Origin of the sequence: Flavobacterium glycines, assembly GCF_900100165.1 — a bacterium.
GTDB classification, from domain to species: domain Bacteria; phylum Bacteroidota; class Bacteroidia; order Flavobacteriales; family Flavobacteriaceae; genus Flavobacterium; species Flavobacterium glycines.
Window position 1 is genome coordinate 1,350,868 of the sequence record NZ_FNEO01000001.1, and the last position, 12,023, is coordinate 1,362,890.

The following is a 12,023-nucleotide window of genomic DNA, read 5'->3' on the forward strand; positions in this document are numbered from 1 at the left end:
TTATGAATAAATATTTAAAATACAGTTTGTTGGTTATTGGCGTTTTGTTTGTGGGATTTGGAGTGTATTATTTTGTCGAAAAATCGAAAAATGAAACGACTCATTTGCATGAAACAGCAATTTATACTTGTCCCATGCATCCTGAAATTATCCGGGATGAACCCGGGAGTTGTCCTATTTGTGGAATGGCTTTGGTAAAAAAAGTAAGTGAAAAACAAGCTGAAGAAAGTTATTCCGTTGAGGATTTATTACAGCCTGCCGATCGCTTTGTGGCAGGTAATTTTCAAACAACTACAGCTAAAGATACAGTGATAAGCAGCGAAGTTGATTTGCCAGGAACCCTAACATACGATTCTAATTCATCAGTAAACATAGCGGCAAGGGTAAGCGGAAGGATTGAAAAAATGTATGTAAACTATGCTTTTCAAAGAGTGAATAAAGGACAAAAGTTATTTGATTTGTACAGTCCGGAGTTGCTTACAGAACAGCAAAACTTTATTTATCTGATTTCAAATGACCCTGAAAATGGAACTATTATAAAAGCAGTAAAACAAAAATTATTGCTTTACGGAATGACTAACAGTCAAATTAATTCCCTGATTGCCACCAAAAGAACACATCCGCTAATTTCTATTTACTGTCCTGTTAGTGGTATTATTGGTGGTACAGAAAAAGAGGAGTTATCAGGTGGTGATACTATGCAAAAGTCAGAAACAACAAATATTCCTTTGCTTAAAGAAGGAGATTATATTACTAAAAATCAGGTCGTTTTTAAATTAGTAAATACTAATAAAGTCTGGGGCGTTTTTAATGTTATTCAGGGTTTTGCCGGTCAAATTAAAGTAGGGCAGACTATTGAAATTACATCGGAATTTAATGAAAAAGAGCCTATTCAGGCAAAAGTAAATTTTATCGAAACCCAACTTAATCCGGCTGAAAAAACGAACCGAATCAGAGTGTATCTCAATAATGAAAAATTGCAATTGCCTATAGGTTTACGTTTGCAGGGACATATTGTGATGCATTCGATTAAAGGAATTTGGCTTGAAAAACAGGCTTTGGTAAGTTTAGGAACTAAAAAAATGGTTTTCCTTAAAGAGGGAAACGGCTTTAAAGCCACTGCTGTTAAAACGGGAATTGAAAGAAATGGTTTTGTGCAAATTATCGAAGGTCTTATGGTTACTGATGAGGTAGCACAAAACGGACAGTATATGATGGATAGCGAGAGTTTTATAAAAACAGAATAATTATGAAAGAGTTAAAAAAAATCGCTTTGTTAGGACTTTTGCTTGTTTTTGCTTTGGGATGCAATACTAAAAACAAAGAAGAGCACAGCCAGCATGAACACGAAGAAGGTTTGCATTACACCTGTTCGATGGATCCGCAAGTGAAGGAAGATAAACCGGGGAAGTGCCCAATTTGTCATATGGAATTGACACCAATGAAAAATGATGAAAGGATGTCTGATGAAATTTCGTTGAGTGATCAGCAAATAAAGTTAGGTAATATTACTACTATGGAACTTGTTGCCTCACAAAGTAATCCCCAGGAGAGTTATACAGGTGTTTTGACTATTAATCAGGAGCAACTCAAAACTATTGCGGCCAGAGCAATGGGACGTATTGAGAAATTATATTTTAAAGCAACAGGTGATTTTGTTCAAAAAAATCAAGCGGTTTATCAATTATACAGTGAAGATATTGCCATAGCCAAACAGGATTATCTAACAGCCTATAAACAACTGTCTATGCCGGGTGATTTTGGTAAAAATGCGAAGAACATATTGGCTTCGGCCAGACAAAAATTATTGTTTTTTGGATTATCGAATGCGCAGATTGAAGCGATAAAAACCCAGAAAGAAGTGTCTCCTTATACTACTTTTTACAGTTCTTACAGCGGAACGATCTCGGAAACTCCTGTTACAGAAGGAAATTATGTGATGGAGGGTGCTCCTGTTATTAAATTAGCCAATTTGAAGAGTCTTTGGTTGGAAACACAAGTTAATGTTAATTATGCCAAAAATCTGCGTTTAGGACAAATGGCTCAGGTTTCTTTTGTGGATTTTCCCAATCAGTCGGTAAACGCTAAAGTCACTTTTATCAATCCGGAAATCAATCCCGACTCAAGGTTGCTTCTTATTCGAATGGAAGTGCCAAATCCCAATTTAGATTTAAAACCGGGAATGCAGGCTATTGCCCGATTAAAAATGAATGCTCAAAAAGGATTGTTTATTCCTGTTGATGCAGTAATTAGGGATGAAAATGCGACTTTTATCTGGGTCGAAAAAAGTCACGGCGTTTTTGAAAATGTGATGGTAGAGACAGGTATCGAATCGGATGGAATGATTGAGATTGTTTCAGCAATCGATTCTGATAAAAAAGTCGTTGTTACCGGTGCTTACGCCATCAATAGTGAATATAAATTTAGAAAAGGAAAAAATCCGATGGAAGGGATGAAAATGTAGCGGAATCCTTTTTTTATACAAGAGCTAGTACGGTTGGTTTTTTTAGACAAACAATTCGATCAAAATGGGAAATCTTATTCAGATGTCGTACCTTCGGTATAGTTTATAGTGAAATTCAACTTTTAATAAAATCAATTTAAAAAAAATAAAAATGAAAAAAATAATTCTTTCTTCCTGCTTATTAGCTCTTATGGTATTAAGTTGTAATCAAAAAAACAAAGAAGAAAAAGCCAGTGAAGAGCAGGTAATTGTAAAAACAGATGTAACTTACAGTTGTCCAATGCATCCTGAAATTACAGGGAAAAAAGGAGATGTATGCAGTAAATGCGGAATGGAATTAGAACCGGAAAAAACTGGAGCAGCATCAGAAGATACTAAAGTTGAAATTAAGGAGGTTAGCGCAGCTGTGAAAGCCTCTGTCTCAACCGAAGGTATCATTAATGGGTATTTGAAAATAAAAAATGCTCTGGCTAATGATAATGCAAAGGATGCTGCAAATGCGGCAACCGATTTTGTAAAAGCAGTTTCAGCTACTAATACCGCTAAAATTGATTCAAAATTATTGACTCAATATTTGAACATCTCCGATGATGCGAAAATACAAGCAGGCTTAATTGCAAAGAATGAAGCTAAAGTGGATTTACAAAGAAAGTATTTTGCTGTTTTGAGCAAAGATATTTCTACTTTGATTGCAAATTTTGGAAGCAGTCAGCATTTGTATCAGGATTATTGCCCAATGTATAACGAAGGAAAAAGCGGTTATTGGATTAGTGAATTTAAAGTCATCAAAAATCCGTATTATGGTTCAGAAATGCTGGAATGCGGAGGTATGATTAAAGAAATTAAATAAGTAAAAAGATAAAAAGCATATGCTCTTTAAATTGAGTTAGGATTTTCATTTTAGATTGTAAAAAAAATAAAAAACAATGCATTATAAAATAGTCGGGCAACAGCGGTCCTGAAGACTGGGCAACAGCAGAACTGACGATATTTAAACATTATATTTGTTATGAAAACACAAAAATTAATTTGGACAAGAGTAGTTTCATTATTGACAATGTTTTTAATGGTTATTTCGTTGAATGTTAATGCGCAGACTAAATCGAATTCTGCAGATGCTGGAAAAATTTTCATTAATAAAAAAGGTGAAATTCACGATCAAGGTTGGAACAAACTGGGTTTTATAACCAAGGATAATATGGTGAAAGACAGCAAAGGACAGACGATATATTTTATTGATGAAAAAGGCAACGTGGTCGATTCGAAAGGGAATAAGCTGGGGATGGCTAAAAAGAATGGATCGTATTACAATATGAAAGGAGAAAACGTACTTAATGTAGGAAAAACAGAAGGTGAAAAATGTGAAATATTGGATGCAAAAGGACATAATATGGGTACTGTGCATGCCAATTATAAACTTCATGCCTGTGCAGCCCATTGCTTAATGATGGAGCGCAAGAAGAATAGCGAAAAATCTAAAAAATAATTTTTTGACAAATGGTTCGTACTAAGCGAACCATTTGTTTTTTTGTAAAACTTCAAAATCGTTAAAGTATCAAATTTCGTTACTTTTATTAAAAAAAACTTTTGTGAAACAATTATCAATCACTCTTTTTGAAGCTGATATTTAAATTTTTAAAATGAAAATTTACATCAAAAATATGGTTTGCGGTCGTTGTGAAATGGCAGTAAAGAAAGTATTGGAAGAAATGAAAATCACCGCCTTGTCGATAAAATTAGGCGAGGTGGAAATAGCAACTGATTTAGATGCAAATCAGAAACAATTGCTTTCTAAAAATTTAAATTCTTTGGGTTTTGAATTATTAGACGATAAAATAAGCAAAACCATTGAACGGATAAAAAACAGGATTGTCAATTTGGTGCACTATCAAAATGAACAACTTAAAGTTAATTTGTCAACTTATATAGCCGATGATTTAAAACAGGATTACAGTGCGTTGAGTAATTTGTTTTCGGAAAACGAAGGTATTACTATCGAGCATTACTTTATTACACAAAAAATTGAAAAAGTAAAAGAGCTTATGAATTACAATGAATTAAGTTTGAGCGAAATTGCTTTTCAGTTAAATTATACCGATGTGGCACATTTGAGTAATCAGTTTAAGAAAATCACCGGATTTTCGCCCACTGCATATAAACAATTTCAGGAAAACAGCCGGAAACAAATTGATAAATTGTAAATTTTACAAAACTTTATCAAAATTGTACAAGAGATAAAAAGCATGATTTTCTGAACTTTGAATTGAGATAATAACCAAAAATAAATTAATAAAGTCATGAGAAAAATACTCCTTTTGCTAAGTCTGTTCTTAGCGGTTTCTGTAACAGCAGTTGCACAAACCATTGAAAAAACTTCTAAAAAAGAAGCTCCAAAAGTGATGTACACTTGTCCGATGCATCCGGAAGTGAAAAATGATCAACCCGGAAAGTGTTCTAAATGTGGTATGGATTTGGTTGTCGCAAAAAAGATGAAAGAAGGAAAGCATAAAAAAATGAAAGCTGACAAACATAGTGAGAAATTTTGCTGTTCGATGCATCCTAATGAAATGAGTGATAAACCGGGTAAATGCCCTAAATGTGGCATGGATATGAAAGCAATGAAAAGCATGAAAGAAGACATGCATAAAGAGATGGATTCAAAAGAATAAATAGTTTAAAAGTTATATTTTTAATTATTAAGAGTCCTGTTTTACGGGACTTTTTTTATAGTTTATTATCATGAAACATACTTATAAAATAACAGGAATGTCCTGCGATGGTTGCCGATCTAAAGTGGAGAAAACATTGAATGCAATAGAAGGCATAGATGCTCAGGTTACTTTGTTCCCTCCGCAAGCCATTATTAGTATGGAGGAACATATTCCTACGCAAAAAATGCAGGAAGCATTATCGGCGGCTGGAAAATATACTATCGAAATGGAATCGGGGCATAAAATGGAATCAGTTGAAGAGTTTGCCGATACCGAAACTAAAAAATCCTGTTGCAGTACAGTTGGAATTCATGGGCATAAGCATGAACAGAGTAAAGAGAATCATCACAAAATAGTTGCCGGGAAATATTATTGTCCTATGTTTTGTGAAGGGGATAAAGTTTATGATAAAGCAGGTGATTGCCCTGTTTGTGGTATGGATTTAGTAAAAGCTCCTGAAATGTCAATTGCTAAAACTCAATACACTTGCCCGATGCATCCGGAAGTGGTTAAAGACGAACCGGGTTCCTGTTCTATTTGCGGAATGGATTTAGTTCCTTTGCAAGTTGAAGAATCAGAGGAAAATAAAACCTATACCGATTTGCTGCATAAAATGAAAATAGCATTGTTGTTTACAGTACCTATTTTTATAATTGCCATGTCAGATATGATTCCTAACAATCCGATGATGCATATTATGGATATGAAAAGTTGGAATTGGGTTCAGTTTATCTTATCCCTTCCGGTGGTTTTTTATGCAAGTTGGATGTTTTTTGAACGAGCCTGGAAATCTTTAGTGACGTGGAATTTGAATATGTTTACGCTCATCGGTATTGGTGCGGGAGTGGCTTTTTTGTTTAGCGTTTTTGGGATGTTCTTTTCTGATTTTTTTCCTGAAGAATTTAAAACTTCAATGGGAACGGTCCATTTATATTTTGAAGCTACTACGGTTATCCTTACGCTGGTATTGTTAGGGCAATTATTAGAAGCCAGAGCACACAATAAAACTAACGGAGCAATAAAAGAGTTATTAAAATTAGCGCCTACCCAGGCCGTTTTGGTAGAAAACGGTGTGGATAAAGTGATTGCTATTGATGCAATTAAAAAAGGAGATTTGTTACGTGTAAAACCGGGCGATAAAATTCCTGTGGATGGAAAAATAATTGAAGGAGAAAGCACTATTGATGAGTCGATGATTACCGGAGAACCTATTCCGGCAGATAAAAAGAAAGATGATGCGGTGGTGGCGGGAACTATCAACGGAAATAAATCTTTTTTAATGCTTGCCGAAAAAGTAGGAGCCGAGACTTTATTGTCACAAATCGTACAAATGGTTAATAATGCCAGTCGTTCCAGAGCACCTATTCAAAAATTAGCCGATAGGATTTCTAAATATTTTGTGCCTATTGTAGTTGCTGTTGCTGTACTTACGTTTTTAGTCTGGGCAAAATTTGGTCCGGAAGAAAATGCCTTAGCTTACGGATTCATTAATGCTGTTGCGGTGTTGATTATTGCCTGTCCTTGTGCGTTGGGATTAGCAACTCCCATGTCGGTAATGGTGGGTGTGGGCAAAGGAGCACAACTGGGTGTTTTGATAAAAAATGCCGAAGCGCTTGAAAAAATGAATAAGGTAGCTGTTTTAATCACTGATAAGACCGGAACTTTGACTGAAGGGAAACCATCGGTAGAAAAAGTGTTTTTTGTTGATGCTGATGAAAATGAGTTGTTGCAATATATTGCGTCTGTCAATCAATATAGCGAGCATCCTTTGGCGCAGGCCGTAGTCCATTTTGCAAAAGCGAAAGCTATAGTTTTGTCAGAAGCAAAAGATTTTGAAGCTATCACTGGAAAAGGGGTTATCGGGACGGTAAATGGAAAAAGAGTGGCTTTGGGCAATAAAAAACTTATGGAACAATTAAAAGTTGCAATTCCTCAGGAAATGAAATCTCAGGTTTTAACCAAACAGAAGCTGGGAAAAACTGTTTCTTATGTTGCGGTTGACCAATTGGTTTCAGGTTATGTGCTTATCAGTGATGCTGTAAAAGCAAGTAGCGCAGCGGCTGTGAAAGAATTGATGCGCAAAGGAGTTGAAGTGATTATGCTTACCGGTGATAACAGCAATACGGCCAGAGCAGTAGCTGATGAATTGCAATTGAGTTCGTTTGAAGCGGAATGTTTGCCGGAAGATAAACTTAGAATTATTCAAAAATTGCAAGCCGAAGGAAAAATTGTAGCTATGGCAGGTGATGGGATCAATGATGCACCAGCTTTGGCCCAGTCTGATGTAGGTATTGCCATGGGAACCGGAACCGATGTGGCGATAGAAAGTGCTAAAATTACTTTGGTTAAAGGCGATTTGCAGGGAATTGTAAAAGCAAAGGAATTAAGTCATGCCGTAATGAAAAACATCCATCAGAATTTGTTTTTTGCATTTTTTTATAACGTAATAGGGATTCCAATTGCAGCAGGGGTTTTGTATCCGTTTTTTGGGATTTTATTGTCGCCGATGATAGCGGCTTTAGCGATGAGTTTTAGTTCGGTTTCGGTAATTTCCAATGCGTTGCGATTACGAACTTTGAAAATATAAAAATATAAATTGAGACACAGATGAAACGGATTTTAGCAGATTACCGCAGCTAACTCATAATGACTAAAATCGGTTTGTTTGATTAGTCTTTTTTACTGTATAAGTTTCGCATTGACTAAATGAGCTTATTGACTTATATGGTTAAGATTTTAATTTATTATTTTTGAAAAAAAGACAGAATGATGCAACTTTCCGAAATTTGGATTTATCCCATAAAATCATTGGGAGGTATAAGTTTGAAACAATCAAAAGTAACCCGACGCGGTCTGGAAAACGACCGTCGATGGATGCTTGTGGATGAGGAAAATAACTTTGTTACCCAAAGAAAGTATCCTGAACTGGCTTTGTTTCAGCCTCAATTAGAAGGTGATTTTTTAAAAATTGTTCATAAAGGATTAGAGAATGAGGCTTTGAAGATTAGTTTATTAGCTAATGGAAATCAGAAAAAGATAATGTCTGCGGTGACTGTTTGGGAAGATGTGGTAGAAGCTGAGGAGGTTAGTGCTGAAGCTAATATTTGGTTTTCTGAACGATTGGGTTTTGAAGTTCGATTGGTTTACATGCCTGAAGAGAGTCTTCGAAAAGTAGATCCTGATTATGCCGTAAGTGCAGATAATATTACTTCTTTTTCAGATGGATTTCCTTTTTTACTGATAGGGCAGGCTTCATTGGATGATTTGAATTCCCGTTTACAAGCCCCGGTTTCCATAAGACGTTTTCGGCCTAATTTTGTGTTTACCGGAGCAGAAGCTTATGAAGAAGAAAAATGGAGAGAATTTACAATTGGTTCGCTTACTTTCTATGGTGTAAAACCCTGTGGGCGCTGTATTATGACTACAGTAAATCCTGAATTAGGTGTTTTTGCAGGTAAAGAACCTTTATATACTTTGTCAAAATATCGAAAAGTAGGGAATAAGGTGTTGTTTGGGCAAAATGTGATTGCGCAACAAGAAGGAAATATTGTTGTAGGCGATGTGGTTGAGGTTAGTAAAAAAAAGCTATGATGGGATGTCATAGCTTTTGTTGTGTATAGGGAATATATTCCAGTGTGTTTGGTTCTGTTTTTTCATTAAAGCTTATGGTTAGTCCCCATTGATCCCATATTGCAACATTTGAACCATTGTTTTTTGCCGAAATATAAGTGACCATATTTTTTAGAATATTCATAATTTCCATTTCAACCATTTTATAGTCTTCTTTTTTAGCTGCTGCTTTTAATATTTTTCCATCAAATTCATTGAATTTATTAACCTTAATTATTAAATATGATCTTCCATTCATTTTTTCTTTTAAAATTTTTGAATTTTTAAATGCGATGTCAAGAGCAGATAAGTACTTTGGGTGTAGTTTATTGTTTTCAATTAATGGATATTCTTTGTCTTTATATATAAATTTAGGTTTTTCTTCGACTTCATCCAGTGTTAATATTGTTTCATTTCTGAAATTGGGGCAATATTCTCTAAGGTATTTGATGACTTTTGTGTCGTTTAATGTGTAGATTTTATAAAAATGTTCACAAGCATTATCAGTTTCTTTTAATTTTAGCTCAATTGCGGCTAGGTTATATAAATACTCATGATTCCATGGGATAGAATCGGTTACTTTTGTATATATTTCTTTAGCTAAAATGAAATTGTTTTCTGCATACGCTTTCTCGCCTTGAGCCAACAATTTGTTTAAATTGTTATAATTTGTTTTGGTAGTTTGTGAAATCCCAATTTGACTTAAAAGAAAGGATAATAAAAAAAATAAAAAAGATGGCTTCATGAATTTTTTGGTTGATTTTGAATAGTATTAGTTTTCTTCAAATATAAAAAATATTCTTACTTTTAAAATAGGTGTTGATTTTTTAATTAGAGGCTAATTAGATAAAATCAAATTCACTTGGAACAATTTTGTAATCCATTCTTTCAATAAATAACTCCCTTAGATTCAAAATACTAAAAAGCTTGCTGAACTTATAAAAATTTTATAATTTTGCCGTCCAATTTTATTACGTAAATTAAAGAAGAAGATGGATATTAAAAGAGTAGCAATAGACGCTGTAAACGAGACGATTGTAATGACAGTGGTTCACATGGATTACAAAGGTCAGGTGGCAAAAAGAATCAACGAAAAAATGCCTTTGGCACAAGTAAAAGGTTTTAGAAAAGGTGCTGTGCCTAAAGACCTTGTTGAAAAACAATACGGTAAAGCAATTAAACAAGAAGAGGTTAAGAAAGTAGTTGACCTGGCTTTAGAGCGTTACATTCAGTCTGAAAGATTAAATCTTTTAGGTACTCCACTTCCTAAAGTAAACGAAAATTTAGATTGGTCTGCTGAGGAATTAGTATTCGAATTTGAAATCGGTTTAGTGCCAAACTTCGAATTAGACTTAGATGCTAAAAACGATATCGTAAAATATGTAGTTACTGCTGACGATAAATTAATAGACGGACAAGTAGAGCGTATTCAAAAACAATTTGGAAATGCTATTCCACAAGAGGTTGTTGTAGAAGGTGCTGATTTGAAAGGTATTTTTACTAATGAAGCTGAAGGTATTGGAAATACTACAACTATTTCTTTGGATGTTTTCAAAGATAAAGCTACTGCTGATAAATTCATCGGTAAAAAAGTAGGTGATGTAGTTACAGTAAATACTCAAGGTTTATTCCAAGATGATCACCAATTAATGGATTACTTAAAAGTAAGTCATGATGTGGTTCATACTTTGGCTGTTGATGTTGATTTCACAATCGAAGCAATCACTGTTTCTGAGCCAGCTGAATTGAACCAAGAATTGTTCGATAAATTATTCGGAGAAGGAAAAGTAGCTTCTTTAGAAGAATTGAAAGGAAAAATTAAAGAAGATGCTGAGTCTCAATTTGCGCAACAAGCTGACCAAAAATTATTAGGAGATGTAACTGAGTTCTTAATCGAAAACACAAAATTCGATTTACCGGCTGAATTCCTTAAAAAATGGTTGCAAACTGTAGGTGAGAAAAAATTAACTGCAGAAGAAGCTGAAGTAGAATATGCTCGTTCTGAAAAAGGATTGCGTTTCCAATTAATCGAAGGAAAAGCATTATCTCAAAACGATATCAAAATTACTTTTGAAGATTTGAAAGCTTTCACAGCTAAAAATATCAGAATTCAAATGGCTCAATTCGGGCAAACGAATCCTACTGACGAAGAAGTAGAAGGAATTGTTGCAAGAGTTTTATCTAACCAGGATGAAGTGAAAAGACTTTCTGATCAGGTAGTTGCTGAAAAATTATTGGAGTTGTTCAAAGAAAAAGCAAATCCAACAACTAAAGAGGTAACTTACGAAGAATTTATTGCTGCTTCTTACGGAGAATAAATAATCTCGTGAATAGCTTTGGCATTAGCCAAAAGTTAAAAAAATAGTTATATTTGAGCGTCAGAAGTTTTTTTGGCGCTCTTTTGTTTTAAATGTTTGTGAAAACTAAAAACAAGACAGAATGACATTATTTGCAAAGAGGTATGACCTTTGCTTTAATGAAAAAATAAGATATAACTTAAAACATAGAACAAATAGATATGAATTACGGTAAAGAATTTAAAAAGTTTGCTACAAAGCACCAAGGAGTAAATGCTATGTATTACGATAAAATCGTAAACGCGATGACACCTACTAATATGACTCCGTATATTATAGAAGAGCGTCAGTTAAACATTTCGCAATTAGACGTTTTCTCAAGGCTGATGATGGACAGAATCATTTTTCTGGGAACAGGAATTGATGACCAGATTGCAAACATCGTTCAGGCACAATTACTTTTCTTAGAAAGCGCTGATGCTTCTAAGGATATTCAGATTTATTTGAACTCTCCGGGTGGAAGTGTTTATGCCGGATTAGGAATTTATGATACAATGCAATATATTAAGCCTGATGTAGCGACAATTTGTACCGGAATGGCAGCTTCTATGGGAGCAGTATTGTTATGTGCCGGTGCAGCAGGAAAACGTTCGGCTTTACCACATTCAAGAGTAATGATTCACCAACCATCAGGAGGAGCACAAGGTGTTGCATCTGATATGGAAATCAACTTACGTGAAATGTTGAAATTGAAAGATGAGTTATACAGAATTATTTCGCATCATTCAGGACAGGCATTTGATAAAGTATACGCTGATAGTGAGCGTGATTACTGGATGATTGCTGAAGAAGCAAAACAGTACGGAATGATTGATGAGGTTTTAATAAGAGGATAAATTTTTAAAGTTTCTGAGTTACTAAGACACTAAGTTTTTGAGTGTT

The 12,023-nt window shown here is 34.5% G+C and carries 11 protein-coding genes; 10 read left to right on the forward strand and 1 reads right to left on the reverse strand.

Going from position 1 to position 12,023, the window contains the following annotated elements; genetic code table 11:
- The first annotated feature begins 2 nt into the window (after window positions 1–2).
- From BLR17_RS05410 to BLR17_RS05445, 8 genes are all read left to right on the forward strand, one after another.
- Entirely contained in the window at window positions 3–1,247 is a 1,245-nt protein-coding gene (locus BLR17_RS05410) for a heavy metal-binding domain-containing protein (protein ID WP_066327543.1), read from the forward strand.
- A 2-nt stretch (window positions 1,248–1,249) separates the two neighbouring features.
- The gene (locus BLR17_RS05415; protein WP_066326939.1) at window positions 1,250–2,464 is read left to right on the forward strand and encodes an efflux RND transporter periplasmic adaptor subunit; all 1,215 of its coding nucleotides are present in this window, start codon (window positions 1,250–1,252) and stop codon (window positions 2,462–2,464) included.
- A 151-nt stretch (window positions 2,465–2,615) separates the two neighbouring features.
- Entirely contained in the window at window positions 2,616–3,314 is a 699-nt protein-coding gene (locus BLR17_RS05420) for a DUF3347 domain-containing protein (RefSeq protein WP_066326938.1), read from the forward strand.
- A gap of 159 nt (window positions 3,315–3,473) precedes the next feature.
- Window positions 3,474–3,950, forward strand: coding sequence for a DUF3659 domain-containing protein (locus BLR17_RS05425; RefSeq protein WP_066326937.1), 477 nt, complete (start codon window positions 3,474–3,476; stop codon window positions 3,948–3,950).
- 154 nt (window positions 3,951–4,104) lie between these two features.
- Complete coding sequence (locus tag BLR17_RS05430) at window positions 4,105–4,665, forward strand: helix-turn-helix domain-containing protein (RefSeq protein ID WP_066326936.1); 561 nt, start codon at window positions 4,105–4,107, stop codon at window positions 4,663–4,665.
- 96 nt (window positions 4,666–4,761) lie between these two features.
- Window positions 4,762–5,133: a heavy metal-binding domain-containing protein gene (locus BLR17_RS05435; RefSeq protein ID WP_066326935.1), complete on the forward strand. Its 372-nt coding sequence runs from the start codon at window positions 4,762–4,764 to the stop codon at window positions 5,131–5,133.
- A gap of 70 nt (window positions 5,134–5,203) precedes the next feature.
- On the forward strand, window positions 5,204–7,762 hold the full coding sequence (locus BLR17_RS05440) for a heavy metal translocating P-type ATPase (RefSeq protein ID WP_066326934.1): 2,559 nt from the start codon (window positions 5,204–5,206) through the stop codon (window positions 7,760–7,762).
- 179 nt (window positions 7,763–7,941) lie between these two features.
- Window positions 7,942–8,766, forward strand: a complete 825-nt coding sequence (locus BLR17_RS05445; RefSeq protein ID WP_066326933.1) for an MOSC domain-containing protein — start codon at window positions 7,942–7,944, stop codon at window positions 8,764–8,766.
- Window positions 8,767–8,773: 7 nt separating this feature from the next.
- On the opposite strand, the gene BLR17_RS05450 is transcribed toward BLR17_RS05445, so the two are convergent.
- Window positions 8,774–9,529, reverse strand: a complete 756-nt coding sequence (locus BLR17_RS05450; protein ID WP_066326931.1) for a tetratricopeptide repeat protein — start codon at window positions 9,527–9,529, stop codon at window positions 8,774–8,776.
- A 247-nt stretch (window positions 9,530–9,776) separates the two neighbouring features.
- Between BLR17_RS05450 and BLR17_RS05455 the strand changes: the two genes are divergently transcribed.
- Together BLR17_RS05455 and clpP are read left to right on the forward strand one after the other, a co-directional pair.
- Window positions 9,777–11,102 (forward strand): trigger factor, encoded by a 1,326-nt coding sequence (locus BLR17_RS05455; RefSeq protein ID WP_066326929.1) that lies wholly within the window; start codon window positions 9,777–9,779, stop codon window positions 11,100–11,102.
- Between the two features lie 200 nt (window positions 11,103–11,302).
- On the forward strand, window positions 11,303–11,977 hold the full coding sequence (clpP, locus tag BLR17_RS05460; protein ID WP_066326927.1) for an ATP-dependent Clp endopeptidase proteolytic subunit ClpP: 675 nt from the start codon (window positions 11,303–11,305) through the stop codon (window positions 11,975–11,977).
- The last annotated feature ends 46 nt before the right edge of the window (window positions 11,978–12,023 follow it).